General features: G+C 43.7%; 12 protein-coding genes. 11 read left to right on the plus strand and 1 reads right to left on the minus strand.

Annotated features, from left to right (window positions below; translation table 11 throughout):
* Positions 1-2: 2 nt before the first annotated feature.
* The 4 genes from ASG93_RS06085 (at position 3) to ASG93_RS06100 (ending at position 7,818) form a co-directional block, all read left to right on the plus strand.
* Positions 3-1,016 (plus strand): ABC transporter permease, encoded by a 1,014-nt coding sequence (locus tag ASG93_RS06085; protein WP_082614725.1) that lies wholly within the window; start codon positions 3-5, stop codon positions 1,014-1,016.
* Between the two features lie 9 nt (positions 1,017-1,025).
* Entirely contained in the window at positions 1,026-2,534 is a 1,509-nt protein-coding gene (locus tag ASG93_RS06090; RefSeq protein ID WP_056829863.1) for a sugar ABC transporter ATP-binding protein, read from the plus strand.
* 91 nt (positions 2,535-2,625) lie between these two features.
* Entirely contained in the window at positions 2,626-3,708 is a 1,083-nt protein-coding gene (locus tag ASG93_RS06095; protein WP_056829865.1) for a sugar ABC transporter substrate-binding protein, read from the plus strand.
* Positions 3,709-3,834: 126 nt separating this feature from the next.
* On the plus strand, positions 3,835-7,818 hold the full coding sequence (locus ASG93_RS06100; RefSeq protein WP_056829867.1) for an OmpL47-type beta-barrel domain-containing protein: 3,984 nt from the start codon (positions 3,835-3,837) through the stop codon (positions 7,816-7,818).
* 103 nt (positions 7,819-7,921) lie between these two features.
* Here the strand turns inward: ASG93_RS06100 and ASG93_RS06105 are convergent, their stop codons facing one another.
* Entirely contained in the window at positions 7,922-10,261 is a 2,340-nt protein-coding gene (locus ASG93_RS06105; protein ID WP_056829869.1) for an AraC family transcriptional regulator, read from the minus strand.
* Between the two features lie 218 nt (positions 10,262-10,479).
* Here ASG93_RS06105 and ASG93_RS06110 point away from each other — a divergent pair, with 218 nt between their 5' ends.
* From ASG93_RS06110 to ASG93_RS06140, 7 genes are all read left to right on the plus strand, one after another.
* A complete protein-coding gene (locus tag ASG93_RS06110) occupies positions 10,480-12,048 on the plus strand; it encodes an ABC transporter substrate-binding protein (RefSeq protein WP_056829871.1) in 1,569 nt (522 codons plus the stop codon).
* Positions 12,049-12,278: 230 nt separating this feature from the next.
* Positions 12,279-13,244 (plus strand): ABC transporter permease, encoded by a 966-nt coding sequence (locus ASG93_RS06115; RefSeq protein ID WP_082614727.1) that lies wholly within the window; start codon positions 12,279-12,281, stop codon positions 13,242-13,244.
* A 12-nt stretch (positions 13,245-13,256) separates the two neighbouring features.
* Complete coding sequence (locus tag ASG93_RS06120) at positions 13,257-14,132, plus strand: carbohydrate ABC transporter permease (RefSeq protein ID WP_056829873.1); 876 nt, start codon at positions 13,257-13,259, stop codon at positions 14,130-14,132.
* A gap of 61 nt (positions 14,133-14,193) precedes the next feature.
* Positions 14,194-15,762: an ABC transporter substrate-binding protein gene (locus ASG93_RS06125; RefSeq protein WP_056829876.1), complete on the plus strand. Its 1,569-nt coding sequence runs from the start codon at positions 14,194-14,196 to the stop codon at positions 15,760-15,762.
* Between the two features lie 265 nt (positions 15,763-16,027).
* Positions 16,028-16,888 (plus strand): helix-turn-helix domain-containing protein, encoded by an 861-nt coding sequence (locus ASG93_RS06130; RefSeq protein WP_056829878.1) that lies wholly within the window; start codon positions 16,028-16,030, stop codon positions 16,886-16,888.
* A gap of 112 nt (positions 16,889-17,000) precedes the next feature.
* Entirely contained in the window at positions 17,001-19,103 is a 2,103-nt protein-coding gene (locus tag ASG93_RS06135) for a hypothetical protein (RefSeq protein WP_056829880.1), read from the plus strand.
* 84 nt (positions 19,104-19,187) lie between these two features.
* The gene (locus tag ASG93_RS06140) at positions 19,188-25,244 is read left to right on the plus strand and encodes a discoidin domain-containing protein (protein WP_056829881.1); all 6,057 of its coding nucleotides are present in this window, start codon (positions 19,188-19,190) and stop codon (positions 25,242-25,244) included.
* Positions 25,245-25,385 lie beyond the last annotated feature (141 nt).

The raw sequence follows: 25,385 nt of genomic DNA on the forward strand, positions 1-25,385 counted from the left end.
GAATGATTAACAATTCAGATGTCATTATGGAATCCAAGTCAAGTAATCCAAGAAATGGATTTCTATTATCAATCCTTAAACGAAGCGATACAAGTGTGATCCTGGCTTCATTCATCCTATTTATCGTATTTGCAATTGGATCTTCCAGTTTCTTATCTTCTTATAATTTGTTTAACGTGTTTAGAACCACATCCTTGTTTTTATTCGTTGCGTTAGGTCAGGCCATTGTGTTAGTCATAGGCGGCATGAATTTATCCTTGGGGGCGATTGGAGGGCTATCCGTTGTTACTGCAGGATATGCGATGCATACATTGGGATTACCCAGTTGGGTTGCCGTTCTATTAGCAATAATCGTTGGAGCCGCAGCTGGTTTTATTAATGGGTTTGTCATTATTCGATTGAAGTTGAATTCCTTTGTAGTGACGCTCGCGACTTCATTTATTTATACGGGTCTTGTTTTTGGAATATCAAAAGGATTTCCTTATACAAAAATTCCTAAGGGGTTTACTTTTATTGGCAGAGAAGGCTTCCTTGGATTACCTTATTTATTCTGGCTTATGATTCTTACATTAGTTATTTTGTGGTATGTGTTTAAATACACTGTGATTGGAAGGCAAATTCTTGCGACTGGCGGGAATTTGGTAGCCGCACGCTATTCGGGAATTAACACGGATAAAATAATAATGATCGGCAATATATTGTCAGGTATTTTTGCTGCTATTGCAGGTGTGCTGTGGATCTCAAGAATGGGATCAGCAACACCGGCGACGGGAAGTGATTGGATGATCATTTCATTTGCTGTCGCTGTTATTGGAGGGACTGCTCTAAATGGTGGAGCTATAAGCGCAATTGGACTATTTGCAAGTTCTTTAATGATTGCACTGATTAATAACGGATTAATTATGCTAGGTGCCAATGTTTATTTTGAACAAAGTTTCCTAGGAGCTATTATCATGCTTGCAGTCATAGCAGAGAGTGTACGAATGAAATATAGTTCACAGCGAAAAAGAAAGTGAGGTGAGACGATGCTGGAATTAAGAGGCGTTAGTAAGATTTTCCCAGGGGTTAAGGCTCTCGACAATGTGTCAATTACATTCAATCCTGGTGAAGTGCATGCACTGTTAGGGGAAAATGGGGCAGGGAAAAGTACGTTAATTAAAATTATCTGCGGCCTGTATCAGCCTGACGAAGGCGAGGTTTTATTGAATGGCAAGAAAGTGAATTTTGAAAGTTTTCGCGATGCACTAGAAAGCGAAATAAGCATAGTTAACCAAGAAATTCAAGTTATTCCCCAATACAGTATTGCTGAAAATATTTTTATAGATAAAATCGACAAATTTGCAAGAGGCGGGATCGTAAATTGGAAGCAGGTTAATACCGAAGCAGCCCGATATTTGCAGATGGTTGGGTTGGATATGGATCCTACAACAATTATTGCTGGTTTGAGTGCAGCCCAAAAACAACTCATTCAAATCGCTAAGGCGATATCTTCAAATGCTAAGGTTTTACTGTTGGATGAACCAACATCCTCTTTAACGAAACATGAAGCCGTAAATCTATTTACACTGGTGACTAATCTAAGAGAACAAGGCATTGTCATTATATTCGTATCCCATAAACTTGAGGAAGTTTTAACACTGTGCGATAAAGTATCAGTTTTACGAGATGGGAAGTATGTTGGTACTAAGGATTGTGGGAAATTAACCAAACAAGATATTGTGAAAATGATGATTGGCCGAGAAACCAAAGATAACTATTTGGGACAGCTGGATATTAACCAAGATAATAAAGTTTTAGAGGTGAAGAAATTAACGCAAGCAGGGCGATTCAACAATATTGATCTCGATTTACACGAAGGTGAGATTTTAGGCTTCTATGGCCTTGTTGGATCTGGAAGAACAGAATTAGCTAAGATTTTGATCGGCGAAGATACGATGGACGCTGGTGAAGTGTTTATCAACGGGGAGAAAGCAACAATAAGAAGTATGGCGGACAGCCTATTTAGATACCGCATGGGGTATGTATCTGAGAACCGCAAAGAAGAAGGCCTTATTCTGCAGGAAACAGTAAGAACAAATATTGGCATAACGATTTGGAAAAGCATTGTTCAACCTCTTATCAAAAAAATGAATTTGAAATCAGAAGAATCCAAAGCACAGGAAATGATCAAAGCTCTTCATATTAAGGTCACCAACTCGGATGATATTGTTGGAGGATTGAGTGGCGGTAATCAGCAAAAAGTAAGTATTGCCAAGTGGCTCGCTGCAGGCTGCGATATTTTAATTATCGATGAACCATCCGTTGGTGTAGATGTTGGGGCAAAAGAGTATATTCATCAGTTGATCTGGAATTTAGCCAAAGTTCAGAAGAAAGCGATTATCGTCATTTCATCTGACTTGCCTGAATTGTGTACGCTTGCAAGAAGAATACTCGTGTTTAGAGAGTTTCAAATTGTGGGCGAGCTGAACGATATTAATGATAGGCCGTACTCGTATGACGAGTTGAGCGGCAGAATTGGTCAATACTTGGCTTAACACATGTATGATGTTTATAGGGGAGCCCGCAAGTACGCTTCCAATTAACATAATTTTCAAAGGGGTTACAATACCGAAGGAGGAAAAACAAATGAAAATACGAAACAAAAAGGGTCTTGTTTCACTTATGGTATTATCACTAACAGGAACATTGGTAGCTGGTTGCGGTGCTTCTAAGACGGTAGATCAACCAGCCAATTCAACTGCGAAACCGGCTGCTACAGGGGCAGCTGCCAAAAAAACAGATTACAAACTAGGTTGGTATGCATCCGCTCCGCACCCTTATTTTGAAGAAGTGAAGAAAGGCGTTGAAGCTTTCGAGAAAGAGTATGGCATCACCGTCGAGAAACAAATCGGTCCAGATTGGAAGCAACCTAGCGAAACCGACAATGTGCAGGCCTTAGCAGCCAAAGGTATTAAATATTTCTCCATTTATCCGTCTGACGGTAGCGCAGCAAACGGATTGTATGAAGAATTAACAAAACGCGGTGTGAAGTTTGTTAACTTCGGCGCATCTACACTACAACCAACGACTGCCTCTTTCTTTGTTGGAACAGACGCCAAAGCGGCAGCAATGGTTGCGACAGAGAAACTGATTGCTTTAATGGGGGATAAAGGAAACATTGTTAACGTACTTGAAGTATTGGAAGATTCCAATACCATTTTACGTAAACAAGGTGTTGAAGAAGTTGTGAAGAAACATCCAAATGTAAAAATTATCCAAGAGATTTCTGGAATGAAGAGTACAGAAGAAGCTGTACAGAAGGTTGACAGCGCAATTGCCGCCAATATCGACAAGGTAGACGGTATTATTGCTACTGGATTTACGCCTACCGTTGCCATTGCACAGGTTATGAGTGATTATAAAAGTAAAGGCAACAAGCGTACAATTCATTCTATTGGAATTGATACGGATCCAATTGTTGTAAAAGCAATCAAAGATGGCACGATGGATGCAACCATTGCTCAGAATTCCTACGGTGCAGGTTACTTGTCTATGCTGTTGCTAAAAGAAATGGCTGACGGGTGGGTACCTAAAAAAGATGCCTACGCTGTCGACGGCGGAATTGTTGTCGTTACGAAAGAAAATGCGGACACGTTCCAAAATGATATTATGAAAGTAACCAATGATCTTAAAGCTAGCTTAGAGACAAAGTACTTGGAGAAAAAATAAAGATAGATATTTAGAAGACACCTCTTTTGTATGCTAGTGAGATGCTTGTCACAAATCACTATACCAAACTGAAGAGGTGTTTTTTCTACATAAGGTGAAGATATTATTGATTGGAGGAAATATAACGTGTTGAAGAAAGCAATTGCTATTTCCATGGTAACAATTATGACGTTAAGCACACTTCCCGGCATGATGGCTAATGCATCACCCCCGCCAGCATCGGTAGATGTAAGTCAGCCGGACTTGAAAGCTGTGTATAATAAACAGGATATTGCCTCTGCAGTGCCAATAATGAAATCGACAGTGTCGAGAGATAATAACAATGTTGTCACCCTTAACTGGGATGCTGTGCCCGGTGCAGTTGGCTACAATATTTACGATGCTACATTCAAGTCACAGCAAACATCTGCACCATTCAAGAATACTTACAACGCTCCAGTTAAGCTGACAGAAACACCTGTCACATCTAACACCTATGTAAACGGAGCCCTTGACGGGGGCACAAACGGATTAGTGCATAGGCTTACTATCAAGGCAGTTGCAGGGGATGGTACAGAGTTTAGTACCGCAACAGAGCAGATAGGCATATTGGCATATCCTAACACACCATATGGAACACGGTTAACCTCACTACAGGGAAAAACTCTTAAACTGCCCGTGTCTGATTTCACTAACAACATGGAGTTTGTTGGACTTAATATTAGAGATGATAAATGGCAGTATTGGTGCTATTCCGCACTTGAGGATCCCAATAACCCAGGCAAGATTCACCTGTTCTTGACACGCATACCTGCCGCAGGTGACTTCGGCGCCACTTGGAGAACAAAGAGTGAAATCGTGCATATGGTTGGCGACAGCTATGAGGGGCCATTCACTGAGATTGGTGTTGTAAGAACTAATGGTAAAATGGCAGACCCAGCTTTTACATCTGCCCACAACTCACGCATTAAGTATATAGACGGAAAGTATGTCCTGCTCTATATCGAGTTAAGAAATCCTATTGCTCCTGAAACAGCACCTCCTCAGAGTATCGTCATGGAAACTGTTGATCCTAGAGACCTGCCAGACGGCCACCTGCCTACAATTCCAAACGACGAGAGTTACTGGACTCCTGTAACCGGCGTTAATGGCGTGGCGGACGGAGTTGTAATAAAAAGTGATTTAGCCAAGAAAAAGGTAAACAACCCTGATATTCTTAAAACCCAAAGCGGCACCTACAATATCATGTACAAATCGGATACCCCTGGTGGAGGAGATTTAATTTACAAGGCAACCTCAAACAACCTGACAGGACCGTATACGCCAACCATTGACAGCATCACAGGTAATCCCGCAGCTATAGCAAATCAGTACTATTTGAATCCTTCATACAATACAGAGGACCATCAGCTATTTGAGTGGAAGCACAAATACTTCATGCTGAACTATGACCTGTATTCAAAATACACATCAAATGAAGGAGGTACATACCCTGGTGTGCTGTGGGTTTCAAGAGATGGCGAAAAATTTGATGCCTCGGATGCCTATATTGCAGAAGGGGTGCTTTCTGACTATGTCAAAAAGCCTAGTGGCGCACTTAGCTGCTATGGAGGCGACAGCGGCGGAACAACACGCATGGAGCGACCCTATTTAATCTTTGATAAAAATGGAACCCCGATTTATTTTACAGGAACAAACGCATGGAACTATGATGGAGATGAAAACGGAGGTACTTCTAATGTTCCGGGCTTAGCAAATGATAATCTTTTCAGAATTAAGCCCCTGCCAATGCACAATATTAAAGTGAGCTCTTCTGCAAATACAAACGGAAGAGTAACTGTCACCAAAGTTGAGGGCAATGCAACCAGAACAAGCACAGAAAAGGGCGAGCAATATGATGATGTCTACTTCACAGTGAGTCCGGATGAAAACTACATGTTAAAAAGCGGCACACTGATCGCCACCGCAATCGACTCTATCGGCACATCAATCAATGTTAAGATTGAGTCACTAGGAGGTGGCCAATATCGCCTTATTATGCCTCCTGGAGATGTGACCATCACAGCTATATTCAGATCAGCACTACCTGCAAACATCTCTGGCGTTAATGTCACCCAGAGCGGCACTGTATTACAGGGCGGCACAGCGCAATTTGCTGCCGAGGTTATTGGCACAGGCGGCTTTGACGGGGGGGTTACTTGGGCTGTGTCTGGAAATGCCTCAACTTACACAACGATAAATTCAAGTGGACTGCTCACCCTATCACCATATGAAACAGCATCCCAACTTACTGTCAAAGCAACATCAGTGGATGACACAACGAAGAACGGCTCTATGACCATTGATATTGTGAAAAACGTGGCGGTTATGGACAGCAACATGACAAATGCTGTTGTTACAGCAAGCTCGTATTTCGATAATAATGCCGCAAACTACGCATACCCAAGAAATGTGAACGATGGTGCTACTGCATATGCGGCTCTGACAAGCATAGCTCCGCCTGCTGGCTCGAGCTATGCTACTACTAAGCCCGCTGGCTCAGATTCCCCATCTAACACCTACTATGCAGGAACGGGAGCGGCCAATCTAATGTGGCAGCCTGCTAGTAGCCCAAGAGACACAAGCCCGTGGCTGCAATTTACATTCAACACAGCGCAGACATTTAACACAATTATTTCTTTTGAGGGTGCTGCTCACAATGGTGATGGCTATCTGAAAGCATATGACCTGCAAACCTCAACGGATGGAGCAAACTGGACAACAGTTCAGCAAATAGAATACCCAACCCCGTCTACACTTAAAAAGATAGTAACGCTTAATGTACCAATTACATCAAAGTATGTAAGGCTAGCGAACATAACATCAGCCTCAGCGACAACTAACTTCTGGGTCCTCACAGAGATTCAGATGTTTAACATGCCGCTCGCACCTGAGCTTACCGTTCCTGCAGATATTACGGTAGAGGCAACGGGGGAGCGAACTTCAGTGAATTTGGGCAAAGCGATTTCGCCCGTCGAAGCTGTCATTACGAACGATGCGCCGATCGACTTCCCGCTAGGCAAAACTGTCGTTACGTGGACGGCGACGAATGCCCAAGGCATTAGCATCACCAAGACACAATCGATCAACGTAGTCGATACGAAGCCTCCCGTCATTACTGGTAGTCCTACGTCACAGCCAAACATTAATGGATGGTACAACCAAGATGTAACAGTCCATTTTGCCGTATATGACAGCGGTTCTGGAATAGCTCTCGTGACTCCCGATACTTTGGTATCATCGGAAGGCAGTAACCAGTCCGTGACAGGGATCGCAGAGGATCGAGCAGGTAATCAGGCAAATACTGTCGTCGGAAACATTCATATCGATAAAACAAAACCAAATACGAGCAGCATCCTTTCACCTTCTGCGCCTGACGGAGCTAATGGCTGGTATGTGCATCCAGTGACTCTCGGGTTAGCTGCCACGGACAATTTGGCAGGAGTAGCACAGATAGCATATAGTTTGGACGACGGCTTGACCTGGCTGCCGTACACCGAGCCAGTAACGATTACGCAAGACGGTCGGTACACGATAAGTTACCGTTCGACGGACTATGCGGGAAATGAAGAACAGTCCAAGACTGTCAGCTTTAATCTGGATTCGACCGCACCAGTGATCACGGTTATGTCGCCGATTGAAGGTAGCAATTATCTGAACTCCGGCGAACTGACGCCGCAGTTTATGACCGTGGACTCCGCATCCGGGATGGATGACAGCAAGACCATGATCAGCTTGAATAACAAGCCGCTTCAGCAAGGGGAGAAGCTTTCCCTTTACACGCTGCCGCTCGGCCTCAATCAGTTGAACATATCTTCGGGCGATACTGCAGGGAACACTCAAGTCGTAACGTTGACGTTCTTCACTTACGCAAATATAGATTCTTTGAGTACGTTGGTCACGCGCTTTGCGGACATGAATTGGATCGATAACGCAGGTATCGCAACCAGTCTGAAAAATAAACTTAGTCAAGGCAATTTAGAGGCATTTATAAATGAGTTAGAGGCCCAGAGCGGAAAGCATATAACGACGGAAGCGTCAACCTTTTTGCTGCGGGACGCAAAAGCGATTCTGCTGAGTTCAAATCCTTAATAAAAGCAAGGCGGAAAGATTTCTTTTATTGAGCAGGAGGGATTCTCCTGCTCTTTTTAATTTGCGGATGGCAAGATCATAATCGAATGGAACCACTTAAGGTTTATCTAATCTCTTTCTCACTGTTTACTTTCACATTTTGTAATCTGTATTCGGTAAGCGAGACGCCAAAGTACTTTTTAAAGCTGGTATAAAAGTAGTTCGATTTTTCGATTCCACATTTTTCTAAAATATCATTGATCGGCATTTGTGTTTGTCCCAGTAAGTCCTTGATATTCTCCATGCGAACTGTAGTAATGAACTCGGCTACTGATTTACCGGTTGCATTCTTAAACAGCTTGCCAAGGTATACGGAAGAAATGGACAACGCTTCAGCGCAGCTTGTTAACGTAAGGTTTTTATCAGAATAGTTTGCATGGATCATGTCGATGACGGTATCGACGATCATATTCTTTTTCTTATCTTTTGTACCATCCTTTAAAAGAATAATATCATCGAATAACGTGAAAAATGTCCTTTCGATTTCTTCTAAGGTCTCAAACCCAGCCACTTTGTTGAAAAAATCGATCGAAATCGCATTGAATGTAGATTGTGAGCCTTCCACGATCCGATTCAGCGAATTGTAAATGGAGAAAAACAAGAAGATAACAGATGTTAGGATCGTGTCATAAGATGAATGCTCCATTGATTTAATAATGTCCTTGAAGGCTTCCTTTGCAGCTTCACCGCTCCCTAACTTAAGAGAGTCAATGAGCTGTTTTTCTTTAGAGGCGGGAAATAGGAAAGAGCTGTCATCCACTTCCTTTAACATTTCAGGAGTAATAAGGCTGTAATGCCCTGATTTAATTCTATACATGGACAGGTTAAGCGTTTTTTCATAAGCGTACTTGATTTGATCCGGCGATTCGATAACGTATCCAAGCGTTCCGGTTAACGAGATGTTCAAATACTTTTTGACGCAAAATTGGATTTTAGCTACGATATCTTGAAAGATGTCCATGGACGGATCCGATTGCTCAGAAAGCTGCTCGATGTCAACTAATATTGTAAATTGATCGAATGTAGTTTCTATGACTTCGTTTCTGTAGTGCTCGTTTGTGATTTCCTTGGCTATATTCGCAATTCCAATTTTGTATAAGGAACGGTCTTTTTCATTATGTTGGTCAACGAAATCTTTGTAGAAGTCAATTTTTAACATGAATAAGAACAGATTGTTTTTAAAATTCAGATCAATGTGAAGTTCATTTTCTTTGGCCGACATTTTTTCAAGAGGCAGATAAGTTTGGCCAGTGATTAAATTTTTCAAAAAATCATTTTTTAGAAGGGGAGCTGTATTTCGTTTCATATTTTCCAAAAGAATGGTTTTATCGATGATTCCTGCGAAAGCAGTTGAGAGGAAGCTAACCTCATCGATTTGTATCTCAGGTTTACCATCTTGGCCCAGCTTTTGTTTGATCCCCTTCGTTAGCGTGCCAATAGGATGATAAAGCTTCTTTGAAGCAAGGAAGGCAAATAATAGTCCCATTATAAGGACGATAAGACAAAAGGCAAGGGTAATGAAGCCGTTCTTTTTAACACTCGAAAAAAACGTGTCATAGGGGGTTAAGCTTATAAATTTCCATTTCAATTCATCGGAAGATACATAGGAAACCACGTATTTTTTATTGTGTAGCTCTTTAAAAAAGGTTCCTGATGGCGCTTTCGCAAGAAGAACATCGCGAATGTAATTCTGATCTGAAATATTTTGCTTGAACATATCAGGAGAGTAGTGGCTTACGATTTCGCCCTTATCATCCATGACGAAAATTTCATTTCCATCTTTCCCCATTTTATTATCCAAGGATGAAATAGTGAGTCTTAGCCAGTCCGCATCCACGTTCAATACGATGGCACTATCGAAGTCGCCTTTACTATTATTTGTATCGAACAATAGATAGGTGTATACATTGATATCGCTTACTTTTGAACCATTTGTTACTGGGATTTTTCTTGGGATTGGATATAAACTAGGCGATTTGGCTGCTTGAGGACTATTTAACATCGCAACGATTTCTTTATCAAAAAAATCATGGCTGTCATAGAACGTGTTCGTAGTGAGAAAGGTATCGATTTTTTTATTGTATATATAGGTAGAGTAAATATAGCTGTTGGGGATCGTTAAATTATTCAATGTTTTCATAGCACCGCTGATATTGAGAATATCCTGTTCCTTGCTATATGCGAACGACATAATGGAATTGTTAAGCATCAAGGATTGACAGAATTTTTTCGCAATATTATCCATATATACAGAGCTGTAGCTGATATTAGATAAAATATTTCCCTTCATCTCTTTGACAGTCTCAATAGAAGAGGTGATGTAGTTGTAGTACAGCAAGGAGGAAAGGATTATAATTAAAGTGGTGATACTTGCAACGAAAGTAATTAACAATCTTTTGTACATGCTGCCACCTCTATCGAAGGAAGTACGATGCAAATCAATTTTATTATATCCCCCATAGAAACTCAATTTAAAAGTATGATTTTCCCATCTTAGTTCATTTTTTAGAGATTTGATCAGTTTTCGTAGACCTATTTTTATTAAAATCGGTGTTTTACTGTTTTTTTTCTGTTACTCAGATTGTTAGTATTCGACTGAGTACTACCCATGGAGGTCAATCAATGAACAAATCAAAGGAAATGAAACGTTCGCTTGTTTTGCTGAGTATTGGTATCTCTGTTGCACTCGCTGGATGCAGCTCTCAAAAGACTGAACCAACGGCTTCTACTCTTGCGCCTAGCACGGCGGCAGCTCAAACAGCTCAACCTATAGCAACACCATTAGCGCCAGCTGAACTTACGTATTACTTCCCGAACGGGCCTCAGAAGGATTTGCAGTCTGTAGAAGATGCTGTTAATAAGCTCATCAAGCCAAAAATTAACGCTACGGTTCGTCTGAAACTGATTGATTGGGGCGCTTACGAAGAAAAAATGAAAGTCACCATGGCCTCTGGCGAACCCTATGATCTCGTATGGACAGGGGCGGGCTTTAACAATTACTTTAAAAATGTGGCGAATGGCGCTTATGCGCCGTTGGATGATTTGATTGCCGAATATCCTGACATGAAGAGAGGTATTCCAGATATGTTCTGGAATGCAGTTAAGGTGAAAGGAAAAATTTATGGGGTGCCTGTCTTCCAACAGTCAAACGCTGGGTACGGTTACACGATTCAGAAAACAATTGCAGATAAGTACAAATTGGATTGGAAGTCCATCACCAAATTATCCGATCTGACGCCTTTCCTTGAAACGGTCAAGAAGAACGAGCCCCAATTGATACCTTGGGAATTTAGCGATGCATTCACGACTGCACCTCCTATGTTTGGCCTTGAGAGTTTAGGCGATGCGAAGACGCCAGGAGATCTTTACTTAAAAGATGGCAACAACGTTGTCAATCAGTATGAAACTCCAGAATTCAAAGACTATATCAGGATGATGAGAGACTGGTACACCAAAGGATATTTGCGGAAAGACGCAGCGATCTTAAAAGAAACCACAGCAGATCGTAAGGCCGGAAAGAACGCTCTTCAATTGGGTCAGATCGATATTGACTCCGTGGCCTTAGCATCAGCAGGCATGGATGCTACAGGCAGAATGTCTATCTTCAATCCGGAAACACAGTCTTATGACTTCCAGTTCGTGAAGCCGCTGCTTACAACCGATAAAGCTGCAGCGACAATGACGGCTATCTCTACGAATTCCCCAAACAAAGAAAGAGCTATGATGTTCCTCAATCTTCTGAACACCGACAAAGAAATTTACAACACACTTGTCTGGGGCGTTGAAGGCAAGCATTACAAGAAAGTCGCGGAAAATCGGATTGAGACCATCAAAGACGGAGGTTACCAAATCTTTGCTCCGTGGGAGTTCGGTAATATGTCACTCTCCTATTTGACAGAGGGTGATCCAAAAGGAAACGATCAGAAGTTTACGCAAATGTGGGTAGATCTCAATAAAAACGCAACACCTTCAAATGCACTGGGATTCGTATTTGACTTTACTCCGGTTAAAGCAGAGAAGGCTAATGTTGACGCTGCCATCGATGAACTTTATTATGCGATCACGAGCGGTTCCGTAGACCCTGAGAAGTACTTGCCACAATTCCTGGATAAGTTAAAAAAGGCGGGCTCCGATAAAATTATTGCTGAGAAGCAAAAGCAATTGGATGCTTGGAAAGCGACAACTAAATAGGCTGGTTAAAACAAACTAGCTAAGTTATCTAAGAGCATTCACTTTGTATTTCGGTGAATGCTCTTTTTGCATCAACTTTCCATTTTGGTTCATTTTTCAGAGTTTCGATTAGTTTTTGTAGTCCTATTTCATTTAAAAATCGGTGTTAAACTGTTTTTTTTCAGTATTCAAATCATTCATTTTCGATTTATGATGGGGACACCAAATTCATCGCCGCCACGCAAAGGAGAATGCTTGTGGAATCGAAAACAACCATAAAAAAGCGAGCGCCCGTCATACCCGTCATAAGCGAACTAATGAAAAACAAAATCTTTTATCTCATGATGCTTCCCGGACTGGTTTACATCATTGTCATGTTTTATCTACCGATGTTTGGAGTTGTCATTGCGTTTGAACAATATAACCCCATTAAAGGGATCTTTAACAGTAAATGGGTAGGCTTCGCGAATTTTAAGTTTCTATTTCAATCCGATGCACTTTTTCAAATCACCTTCAATACAATCGCCTACAATCTTATCTTCATCATACTCGGTATCGGTTTATCGCTCGTGATTGCTATTCTCATCAATGAAATAGGCAATCGTTATCTTGCAAGTGCTTACAAAAGCATTTTACTGCTTCCTTTTCTCTTGTCTTGGGTGGTAGCTGAATATTTGCTTTTCACTTTCTTAAGTATGGACAAAGGCATTATCAATACTTTGCTGGCACAATTCAATGTCGAACCTGTCCAGTGGTATTCCGAACCATTCTACTGGTGGTTTATTTTACCGGCGAGCTATGTCTGGAAGAACGTTGGTTACTTCTCCGTTATTTTTGCAGCAGGAATTGCTGGGATTTCCTCCGAGTATTATGAGGCAGCGAAAATGGATGGCGCAAACAAATTTCAGCAAGCCATCAAAATTACGATTCCGATGCTGGCCCCGATCACGATTACTTTACTGCTGCTGCAGGCGGGGAAAATTTTTTACGCCGCATTTGGCGATTGGGGAATGTTTTATAACCTGCCGAAGGAGTCAGGTGTTTTGTTCGGTGCCACGAACGTCATCGATACTTACGTTTACAGATCTCTGAAAAACATGGGCGATTTCGGAATGTCTTCCGCCGTTGGACTGTACCAAGCATGTGTTGGATTTATCCTAGTCGTTGTATCGAACTTTTTGATAAGACTTTATGATCGTGATAGTGCATTGTTCTAGGAGGATGACAAGATGATCAAACGACTTACGTTTCCTAACTTTATGTTAAACGCTATTTTTATGGTGTATTGCGCAATATGCCTGATACCTTTGCTCATTGTACTTTCCGTGTCTCTGTCCGATGAGCAGTCTATCTTTCAGTCTGGCTATCATGTAATTCCCTTGAAATTTAGTTTAAATGCCTATGCATACATTTTGAACGGGAATTCACCTATTTTGAGAGCCTACCTCGTTACCATCATCGTAACCCTCGTCGGCACTCTGCTGCACCTGATCATCTCATCATTGTTTGCGTATAGTCTTTCAAGAAAAGAAGTGAAGTACAGAAGCATTGTATCCTTCTTGGTCGTATTCTGCCTATTGTTCAGTGGAGGATTAGTGCCTTCGTACATTCTACTCTCGAAATACCTTCATCTGAAGGATACGATATTTGTACTTTTCGTTCCATACTTGGTTTCATCGGTCAATGTGCTGATCATGAGAAATTTCTTTACATACACAATTCCGGAATCCATCATAGAATCCGCAAGAATTGACGGATCAGGCGAGTTTCATACCTTTATGAAGCTGGTTATTCCCTTATCGACGCCAGTTCTCGCGACCATCGGTCTATTCACAGCTGTATTTCTCTGGAACGATTGGTTTACTGCCGCCTTATACATTGAGAACGGCAAGCTGTATACACTGCAATTTCTGCTTCAGTCAATCATGAACAACATCGCCTTTCTTCAAGGAAATGCTTTGACCCAGAAAGCCGCAGCTGTACAACCAGACGAAACGGCTAGAATGGCAACCTGCGTTTTATCCGTGGGGCCAATTATTCTCGCTTACCCTTATTTGCAGAAATATTTCGTCAAAGGCCTTACATTAGGCGCAGTAAAATCGTAAAGATCGGCTTTACCGGGAATCAACCCGTTAAGCATATAAAAACAAATTTGGAGGTCAATCAATGAAAAAAGCGATGAAAATGGCAAGTTCACTGGTTACGCTGAGTATTGGTTTCTCTGTCGCGCTAGCTGGGTGCAGTACTCCAAAGGCTGAGCCAACGCCTTCTGCAACTCCCGCCCCTAGTACGGCGGCAGCTCAAACAGCCCAACCAACTGTAACACCATTAGCGCCAGTCGAACTTACGTATTACTTCCCGAACGGGCCTCAGAAGGATTTGCAGACTGTTGAAGATGCCGTGAATAAACTCATCAAACCCAAAATCAATGCCACCGTTCACCTTAAGCTAATTGATTGGGGCGCATACGAAGAAAAAATGAAAGTCGTCATGGCTTCTGGCGAACCTTACGATCTCGTATGGACAGCGGCGGGCTTTAACAATTACTTTCAAAATGTGGCGAATGGCGCTTATGCACCGTTGGATGATTTGATTGCCAAATATCCTGACATGAAGAAAGGTATTCCGGATATGTTCTGGAATGCAGTTAAAGTGAAAGGGAAAATTTATGGGGTGCCTGTCTTCCAACAGTCAACCGCTGGGTACGGTTACACGATTCAGAAAACAATAGCAGATAAGTACAAATTGGATTGGAAGTCCATCACCAAGTTATCTGACCTGACTCCTTTCCTAGAAACAGTCAAGAAAAATGAGCCGAATCTAATTCCATGGGAATTTGCTGATGCATTCACCGTTGCCCCTCCTATGTTTGGTCTTGAGAGTTTAGGTGATTCTAAGACACCTGGAGATCTTTACTTAAAAGATGGCAGCAAGGTTGTTAATCAGTATGAAACACCGGAATTCAAAGACTATCTCACGATGATGAGGGACTGGTACACCAAAGGATATTTGCGGAAAGACGCAGCGACCCTTAAGGATACCGCAGCAGACCGTAAAGCTGGAAAGAACGCCTTACAGTTGGGCCAGATCGATATTGACTCCGTGGCCTTCGCAGCAGCAGGCATGGAAGCTACAGGCAGAATGTCTGGCTTCAATCCGGATACACAGTCTTACGATTTCCAATTCGTGAAGCCGCTTCTTACAACCGATAAAGCTGCAGCGACAATGACGGCTATATCCGCCAATTCGCCAAACAAAGAAAGAGCAATGATGTTCCTCAATCTGTTGAACACTGACAAAGAAATTTACAACACTCTTGTCTGGGGCGTTGAGGGCAAGCATTACAAGAAAGTTTCTGAAACCCGCATTGAAACGATCAAAGAGGGCGGCTACCAAATGTTTGCTCCTTGGGAATTCGGCAACATGGCGCTCTCCTATTTGTCGGAAGGCGATCCAAAAGGAAACGATCAGAAGTTTACGCAAATGTGGGTAGATCTCAATAAAAACGCAGCACCTTCCAATGCACTGGGCTTCGTTTTTGACTTTACGCCAGTGAAGGCTGAGAAGGCGAACACCGATGCGGTCATTGCGGAGCTTTATAACGCGCTTGCTTCCGGTTCTGTAGATCCTAGCAAGTATTTGCCAACTTTCCTTGAAAAACTCAAGAATGCTGGCGGCGACAAAATTATTGCTGAAAAGCAAAAGCAACTTGATGCTTGGAAAGCTGCTAAATAAGTAACTGAAGCCAAAGTAATAAGGTACGTTCGTACTTGGGGAACTTTCCATGTAATCCTACTTGTTAATTCTACTTGTAGTGAATACTTGAAAAGTTCCCCTTTTTTAAAATATAGAAATTATATGTTTCACATAATAAGTTGGCTATATTTCTAGATAAACGCTCCCGTCCTGTAAGGACGGCGTAGCCGTTTATTTTGACTCATTATAAGATTTGGACAATCTCTGGTTTTTACTCGTTGCCCAAAATAAAGGAGGCGTAATCGTGCGAACATTGGAAACGATGGCTCCGAAGGAATCATTGCCGTATTTGAAACATTTATTTTACCCGCCTTACATTACGCTCGCGCACATTTTTCATGCCAAAGAAGGATGGGAGCTGCCGAGACGCCAATTTTTGCAATATCAATTTCAGTATGCCGTGCAAGGATCAACCGTATTTGAAATCGAGGGCCGAACGTTCTCGACGAAGAAGGGGGATTTAGTCGTTGTTTATCCCTATCAGTCTCACAGTGTAACGACGATTCCGGGGGATCCTTATGTGTGTATTTCGCTCGTTTTTCATTTCGGAGAAACCGATTTTCCGCTTAAAGAGCTTCTGAAAGGAACGAATGACGTCGGAACGTTTCTGGATGAGCCCATCGTGCAGCATTTGACCCAAATTCCGGCCCTTATTCGCCAGTCAAGCCATTCGAGCCAGTTGAAAGCACAAGGATTGCTCTCTCTCGTTATTGCACAGCTTATCCGACATGCCGAGAAACCTAAATCTCCATCGCCAAAAAAACTCAAGAGCAAGACCAACATGCAGCGGGTCGAGCACTTTATTCAGCAACATTATGCGGAAGAAATTACGCTGGAAAAATTGGAGCAGATTTCCGGATTTAGCCGGAATCATCTCATTAATCAGTATAGAGAGCTGTTTCAGGTTACACCTTTTGAACATATTCGGTTACTCCGAGTCCGCAAAGCAAAGCAGCTGGCGTTGGAGTCAAAAATGTCCATTAGCGAAATTGCTGAAGTCGTCGGATATCAAGATGTCCACGCTTTTAGCAAAATGTTCAAGAAGGTGACCGGCATCAGTTTGAGCCAATTTTGTTCTTCCTTAGTGATCAATAAACCAAAGTAAAATATATTTCATTTGAGTGGGATTTTGGATACTAAAAAGAGTTACCGTCTAAATACTTCTGACGCTCTTCATTCTATACTGGTGGTAGTCAATAAAGGAAGGAAGTCAGGGAATGAAGCTGCGTGTTGATATGAAAGCATTAGCGTTGCCAAATGTATTGCTTAAGTTCGGAACAGGGGAGCAAGTGATTGAAGCCACCACGCTGCTGAACGGTTTTACCGATACAACATCGGAAAGTTGGGTAACATCAGGAGACGGAATCATCCGCCGAAGAACGTTTGCAGATATTATAAACAAACGCGAAGTTCAAATGACCGAACGTTTTCAGCCCTCTAGCTCAGGGGTGCGATGGGAGACGGAGTTGTGGACGGACTATGAAGAGCCTTTTACGGCGCCTGTTATTTCGGAAATTCGCTGCGATTCAGTGGAGTGGCCGAATTATTGGGCCACATGGGCCGATCATCGTCCAGACGGTCCAGACACCGTAGGCGATCCGTGGGCCGTTGCCAACGCCGATTTGGACGCTGTAAAAGATTTGCGCTTTTCGTGGCAGGATCCGCTTATTCCAAGGAAAGCGGAAAGTCGTCGCTTTTGGTACGGCGCCCCCTATTTTGAAGAAGATAACCCACGTCTCGGATTCAGCCCATTTATGAACGATCTCATTTGCATGCCGCTCGTTTGTGCTTTTCATGCATCTTCTGATGTCGGTTTGACGTTCGCGCTCTCGCCGGAAGAGCCGCTGTTGGATGTGTTTTTGGATACGGACAAAGAAGGTGCCTACCGATTTACGCGAATGTTCTATCGGTTTGAAAAGGGGCGTCCGCTTCGTTTCTCAGCCGATTTGTTTACACACGAGAACGATTGGCGTGGCAGCTTGCGCAGGATGACAGAGCGATACCCCCAATACTTTCATTCACCGCTGTCCATCACGCAAGATATTGCCGGTACGGGGGCTTATTCCACGCACGAAGTCGAGTTTGATGAAATGAAGATGCAGAAAATGGCTTTTAAAGTGAATTGGAAAGCCAGTTTCGACTTCCCTTATATGGGTATGTTTTTGCCTGATGTGTCGAACGATGAGGAATGGATGTCCTATGGAAAATACCCGCAAACGATTGCACGCATGCGCGAGTATTCGGCGAAAATGCATAGTCGCGGGTTTCATGTACTCAGCTACTTCAACGTCACCGAATTTGGCGCGGATGTGCAGTTTCCATTGCCCGATGTGGAGTCACAGGAAGGCTCGGAAACCGATCAACTCTGGAAAGACTGTTCACTCTATTTAAGTAGAGAATTGAAGGAAGCGCTGTTATTGAACCGGCAAGGCCAACCGTATTGGTCATGGGCGAACGCGGTGGTCATGGATCCGGGCGAGCCGGTCTACCAACAATTTTTGCTGGATCAGGCACGTAGACATCTGGAGCTAATTCCAGAATCTAGCGGCATTTGCATCGATCGGTTGGATTGGACACGCTTTTACAACGATTCCGGAGACGACGGTATCAGTTGGTTCGATGGGAAACCTTGTCGTTCGCTGCAAGTATCCTGGCAACAGGTTTCGGAGCAGCTAGGTGAATTGTTTCATGCGCATAACAAAGTGGTTTACTGCAACAATCATACGAAACGGCTGGAACAGTTGCTGCATGTCGATGGCATATTTGACGAGTTCACCTATGCGGCGGCAGCTTTAAACTTGAGCGCGATGCTGGGATTATTTAAGCCGGTACTAGGCTGGATCGCTCATGCCGGACAAGTGATGCCGGATTACGATGTTTTTTTTCAACGGTTTTTATATATGGGCGTATTTCCGATGGCTCCTTTTCCTGGAAACGACCATTCATTACTTCCAAGTCCGGAAGTGGATGAAGCCTTTCTGGCGTATGGTCCGCTGCTAGATCGACTAAGAGGGAAGAGATGGACGCTGTCTCCTCGCCCGGTTTCGGTAGTTGATAATGTCGCGATTGCCAATGTGTTCGAAGTACCGGGCGGTTACGTTGTTCCTGTCGTGTTCGCGAAGGCGGAAACGGTTCGTCTAGTTCTTCGACTTCCTGAGTTCGCCATGAAGGATCGGTATGCCGTGTACGAAATTTTGCATCCGGGAAGCGACGATACAATGCCTGTTCATTCCGAACGCCGTGAGGGAAGTTTGGAGCTGGAGGTTGCTGTGCGGAATGGTTGTGCAATGGTGATTGTACATATTCGAAGTGATAGCTGAATAGGCGCTTGCCTCTTACCGTGTTGTAAGGGGCAAATAATTTGAATTGAACGTAATTCTAAACGTTAACATGGGAGGGTTACAATGAAATACTTCAATCGTAAATTCATGAATTTATTCATGTCAATTGTTCTTTGTTTCACAGTCGTTTGTGCTGGCATAGGTTTCTCTCCAAAAACGACTTTGGCAGCGGGACCCTATACGATAAATGCGGGGCAATTGATCATGACGTTAGATGATACGGGTAAGGTAACCAATTTAAAGGATGAAAGCACCAACACGGATTATGCCAGCAGCACACATCTGAGATCATTAATCCAACTTGTCGTGAACGGTGCGCAACAATTGCCCACGGCTTTAAGCTACGATTCCTCGACAAGCACGCTTGACTTTTATTTTAATCCGATTGATACGCATGTATTTGTGAAAGTAGAAACTAAAGGCAATTATGCTACGTTTGAAGTCACGTCTATTACCACAAATGTCGATATCGAAATTTTGTTCTGGGGGCCGATTGCGACCTCGATCACACAAAATTATGGGGAATATGTAGGCGCCGTTTATAACTCAAATTTCGCAATCGGAATCAAACAATTAAACAATAAAACGATCGGCGGATGGGTAAAAGAGTATGAAAATCTATCTTATAATGACGGAACGGGAGAATTTGGGCCAGCTTTCGCGTTTTATAGCGCGTATCTCAATGCTTGGGGCGGCATTTTGCAGTCCTATACTTACAATCATAGCGTACCAAGAACGCGAGGCGCGGGTGAGCCGTGGTCGCCGCCTCTTTGGATACCAAACCAACCGATGCCTGCATTGCCAGGAACAGATGGTCAACTTGTAGGATCAAAGATCGCATTGTACGGTACCGCATTTAGTACTGGAACTGCCAAATCGAGCATCTTGAATTCGATCGCAAGTATTGAGACCGGCGAAGGACTTCCGCATCCGATGCTTGATGGGCAATGGGCGAAAACATCCCAAGCGGCTTCACAATCTTTCTTAGTCTTAAGCGACCTTAACACGAACAATGTGGCACTAGCTAGCCAGTTTGCCAATCAGGCAGGTTTGAATTACATTTACTCGTTGACTGGCATAAATGGTCCATGGACCAAATGGGGACATTTCCAATTCAATTCTTCTTTCGGCGGCTCGGATGCTGCCGTAAAGACGATGGTGGACACAGCTGCAACCTATGGTGTCAAGATCGGCGTTCATACGCTCTCCAATTTGATTAATAATTCTGGTGACAGTTATACTACGCCAATTCCAAATCCAGATCTCGTCAAAAGTGGAAGTGCAACGCTTACGCAGAGCTTGGGTACAACCGGATCGGATGTTTATGTGAGCAGCAATACGCCGTTTCTAAATGGACAAGGGAAGTCGCTGCAAATCGGAAATGAAATTATGACCTTTTCTACCATCACCCAAAACAGCCCCACGGAATGGAAGCTGAGCGGCGTTTCCCGTGCAAATTGGGGTACAGCGGCTGCATCGCATACGAGTGGAGACACGGTTCATAGACTAGTGAACGGTGCATATGGCAGTCTCGTGGGCGGAATAAGCATCATTAAAGAGATGTCTACCCGATTGGCGACCATCTTTAATACGACAGGTATTAAGGCGATGTCATGGGATGGCCTGGAAACTGCTTCGCAAGCAGGTTATGGATATTATCCGACCGCATTGTTAGTCAACGGCATGCATAGTCAGCTCAACTCTAACGAAATGATTACGGAAGCGAGCAATGGGAATCCGAATACGTGGAGTAATCAAACCCGATTAAGCTGGGGAGAACAAGGGACCATGGACTTCATCTATGGGCGAAATGCTGTATATCAACGAAATTTACTGCCGCAGATGATGGGTTGGCTAGGCGTAAGCTCCCTGATCGATACGGAATATAAATTATCCAAGGCGGCCAGTTGGAATGCCGGAACAGGCTTTCAAACTTCCGTTGGCGCTTTGAACGGTATGAATAGTACAACGCGGGCGGCAATTTTGGACGCGATTAAACAGTGGGAGACAGCCCGGAATATCGGCGCTTTTACACAAGATCAGAAAGATAAGATGCGTGACAAAAGTACTTATTGGCACTTGAGTGTTGTTACCCCAGGAACAAAATGGAGCTTGCAGCAAACAACGAGTGCAGGTGTTAACATAGGTGCTCCTGAAGACGTTTACCAAGGAAATACGACTGTGTTTAAACCTATAGCTGTATGGAAGCTGGATGAGGCATCGGGCACAAGTGCGGCAGATTCATCGGGCAATGCGAATTTAGGAATCGTCAACGGAACGGCCGCATGGGCAGCAGGCAAAATCAATAACGGATTATCCTTGAACGGCACCGATGCTTATATAGCTGCATCAAATCTAGTATCAACCCAACAAGATAATATAACGATGTCTGCTTGGGTGAAATGGAATGGCGCAACAGCGAACAGCCAGTTTATCGTGTACAACGGTAACACTGCGACTAATGGGTACGGTATTTATCTGGATCATACGAATGGCGATACATTGTCGATTATGGCAGGAGGCAAAACTAATTTGTCTTCGCAGGTAGTGCTTCCCGTCGGCCAATGGACGCAAGTGACTGCGCTTCGAAGAAACGGAACTTGGATGTTGTACGTGAATGGCAGCAGCGTCTTCATCACAAACCGATTAACGACGCCTAATGTTCCTTCAGGTGTGACGACGATCGGTGCGGCACATAACGGTATGCAGTTTTTTAAAGGCATGGTGGATGAAGTCAGGTTCTACAACAGGGCCTTAAGCGATAACGAAGTTAGGGAACTTTATCCGATCCCTCAGTCTCAAATGACAGCTGCCGCAACAAGTCAAGAGACGGTTAATGGCAATCAAAGTGCAGCTAATGTGCTTGATGGAAGTTCATCTACGATTTGGCAAACGAAGGGGGATTTGTCCAATCCGCTTCCCCAGTCCATCACATTGAATTTGGGTGGAAGTTACATTATCGATCAGTTGAGATATGTACCGAGACAGGATGGTAGTCCGAACGGGAACATTACAGCATATAAAGTATACACGAGCACAGACGGTTTGAGGTTTACCCTAGTAGGTACTGGGACATGGGCGAATGATGCTACTGAGAAAATTGCGACATTTAAACTAACGACAGCGTCATATGTTCGCCTGGAAGCGACTGCCGGAACAGGCGAGTGGGCTGCTGCTTCGGAAATTAATGTGGTTAGCAAAATTCCAATGATCCCTCAGTCACAGATGACGGCGACCGCAATAAGTCAACAGACTGACAGTAAGGCGGCTAATGCGACTGACGGCGACATGTCTACGATTTGGAATACGGAATTGGATTTGTCCAATCCGCTTTCCCAGTCCATCACGCTGAATTTGGGCGGCAGCTACAATGTCAATCAGTTGAGCTATATGCCGAGACAGGATGGAAGTTCAAACGGGAATATCACAGCGTATAAAGTATACACGAGTACGGACGGAATATCGTTCACCCAAGTATCGACGGGGACATGGTCGGATGACGCTACTGAGAAAATTGCGAAATTTACACCAACGACAGCTAAACATATTCGCCTGGAAGCAATAGCCGGAACAGGCGGATGGTCTGCTGCGTCAGAAATAAATGTAGTATACAAACTTCCAACACTGATCCCTCAGTCTCAAATGTCGGCTACCGCAACCAGTCAAGAGACGGTTAAAGCCAATAACCAAGCATCTTTTGCGCTTGACGGCGACGCTTCTACTATGTGGCATATTCAATGGGATAAGGTCAATCAGTTCCCCTTTTCCATCACACTGAATCTAGGAGGCAGCTACAATGTAAATCAGCTGAATTATTTGCCAAGACAGGATCATACTAACGGAATCATTACAGCGTACAACGTGTACGCGAGTACGAACGGAACAACGTTTACGAAAGTAGCGACTGGGACATGGTCGCTTGATACAACTGAGAAAATTGTGGAATTTGCACCAACGACAGCTGCGTATATTCGCTTGGAAGCGACAGCTGGAGGAGGCGGATATGCTGCTGCGGCAGAAATTAATGTTGGATATCCGACGGTTGATAATAGTAATATACTTCAAAGTATAACAGCACCGGCATCCATCAACGGGGTTGCAAACGGAACCGCAAAGACGGCAATAGCTCTTGGCTTGCCTACAACCGTCAAATTGATAACCGATACGGCAGGAAGCCTTAATGCCAGTGTGGTATGGGATGTGAATGCTTCATCCTATAATCCGTCCTTACAAGCAGGCCAGACGTTCACCGTGAACGGAACAATAACGTTGCCTGATGGAGTTGCAAATCCAAATAACGTGGCACTGACAACAAACATCAGCGTGACGGTAATGTACAAACTTCCAACTCTTCCAACATTGATCCCTCAGTCTCAAATGTCGGCTACCGCAACCAGTCAAGAGACGGTTAAAGCCAATAACATTGCAGCTAATGCGCTTGACGGCAACGTTTCTACTATTTGGCATATGCAGTGGGATAAGATCAATCAGTTTCCTCAGTCCATCACACTGAATTTAGGAGGCAGCTACAATGTAAGTCTGCTGAAATATATACCAAGACAGGATCATACTAACGGGGACATCACAGCGTACAACGTGTACACAAGTACGAACGGAACAACGTTCACGAAAGTAGCGACTGGGACATGGTCGGTTAATACAACTGAGAAAACTGTGGAATTTGCACCAACGACAGCTACGTATATTCGCTTAGAAGCGACAGCTGGATCAGGCGGATGGGCTGCTGCGGCAGAAATTAATGTTGGATATAAGACGGTTGATAATACACCGCCCGTTACGACAGATAACGCTACGGCCGAAGCGGTCAACCAAGATGTAATCGTCACTTTGAATGCCGTCGATTCCTACTCGGGAGTAGCGGCTACGAATTTCACTTTGGACGGCGGTGCCATGCAAAGCGGCAATACAGTCGCGATAAATACGGAGGGAGTCCATACGCTTGTTTATTGGAGTGTCGATTACGCAGGCAATGTGGAACAGGCTCATACGGTTACCGTCAGCATCGATAAGACAGCACCGATCGACGCCTTGTTATCTGCAGACATTACAGCACCAACCAATAGGGACGTTATCGTAACGATCAGCTATCCATCCGATGCGACGGTGAAGGAGTACAAAGTAGATAACGGCGTATGGACGGCATACGGCGCTCCAGTAGTTGTCTCGGAAAACAGCACGGTTTATGCAAGAGGAACGGATGCTGCGGGCAATGTGTCGAATGTGAAGAGCTACACGGTCAGCAATATCGATCACATAGCGCCTTTCGGTGCAACCTTGGCTGTAGATACAACAGCGCCGACCAACCAAGGCGTCACTGTAACGATCAACTACCCGGTAGACGCTTCGTTGATGGAATATAAAGTGGGAGCAAGCGGCGATTGGATAGCATACACCGCCTCAGTGGTTGTATCCGACAATGAAACAGTGTTTGCAAGAGGAATTGATGCAGTAGGAAATGTATCGAATATAACCAGCATTACGGTAAGCAACATTTATAAGATAGCTCCTGTAACCACCGCAACGTTAAGTCCGGCTGCACCTAACGGCAAGAACAGCTGGTACACGACGGATGTTACGATAAGCCTATCTGTGAGCGCCAGTGTTTACGGAGGCTCCGTAACAACAGAATATCAAGTGAATGACAGTAAATGGGTCGTTTACACCGGTTCCATTCCAACCTTCGGTGACGGAACTTATAAGTTCGGATACCGCAGCAAGGATGAGGCGGGTAATGTAGAACAACTCAAAACCGTCGAATTTAAAGTTGACAAGACAGTTCCAACGCTTTCCGTCCAGTTAGATAAGACGTCGATTTGGCCAGTGAATCATAAAATGGTGACGATCAATGCCACGCTGGATTCTACTGATGTTACATCGGACGTTGAATCCGTGGTATTAACGTCCATCACGAGCAATCAACCAGATAGTGGTAAAGGCGACATTGAGGCCGATTTCGGTTCAGGCGCCACTTCATTCAGTTTGCGGGCAGAAAAATCACGCATCTATACCATCACGTACACAGCTACCGATAAAGCTGGCAATAAAACGGTTGAATCTGTTACCGTCGCAGTACCTCATGATCAATCCGATAATCAATAAGAAAAAATTAAATTGCTGGATGAAGACATCAGCGCCTTCCTCCTGGATATGTTATCCGACGGTCACGTTTCATTAATTCCGAATGCACTGCGAGATAACCGCCTTCTTCAAGAACAGCGGTTATCTCCGTTTGTGTGGGGA

This window comes from Paenibacillus sp. Soil787, from assembly GCF_001429545.1.
In the GTDB taxonomy this organism is placed as follows: Bacteria; Bacillota; Bacilli; order Paenibacillales; family NBRC-103111; genus Paenibacillus_E.

Coding starts and splice junctions, on each gene's coding strand:
- ASG93_RS06085 (WP_082614725.1), top strand. CDS start 3: ATGATTAACAATTCAGATGTCATTATGGAATCCAAGTCAAGTAATCCA.
- ASG93_RS06090 (WP_056829863.1), top strand. CDS start 1,026: ATGCTGGAATTAAGAGGCGTTAGTAAGATTTTCCCAGGGGTTAAGGCT.
- ASG93_RS06095 (WP_056829865.1), top strand. CDS start 2,626: ATGAAAATACGAAACAAAAAGGGTCTTGTTTCACTTATGGTATTATCA.
- ASG93_RS06105 (WP_056829869.1), bottom strand. CDS start 10,261: ATGTACAAAAGATTGTTAATTACTTTCGTTGCAAGTATCACCACTTTA.
- ASG93_RS06110 (WP_056829871.1), top strand. CDS start 10,480: ATGAACAAATCAAAGGAAATGAAACGTTCGCTTGTTTTGCTGAGTATT.
- ASG93_RS06115 (WP_082614727.1), top strand. CDS start 12,279: ATGCTTGTGGAATCGAAAACAACCATAAAAAAGCGAGCGCCCGTCATA.
- ASG93_RS06120 (WP_056829873.1), top strand. CDS start 13,257: ATGATCAAACGACTTACGTTTCCTAACTTTATGTTAAACGCTATTTTT.
- ASG93_RS06125 (WP_056829876.1), top strand. CDS start 14,194: ATGAAAAAAGCGATGAAAATGGCAAGTTCACTGGTTACGCTGAGTATT.
- ASG93_RS06135 (WP_056829880.1), top strand. CDS start 17,001: ATGAAGCTGCGTGTTGATATGAAAGCATTAGCGTTGCCAAATGTATTG.
- ASG93_RS06140 (WP_056829881.1), top strand. CDS start 19,188: ATGAAATACTTCAATCGTAAATTCATGAATTTATTCATGTCAATTGTT.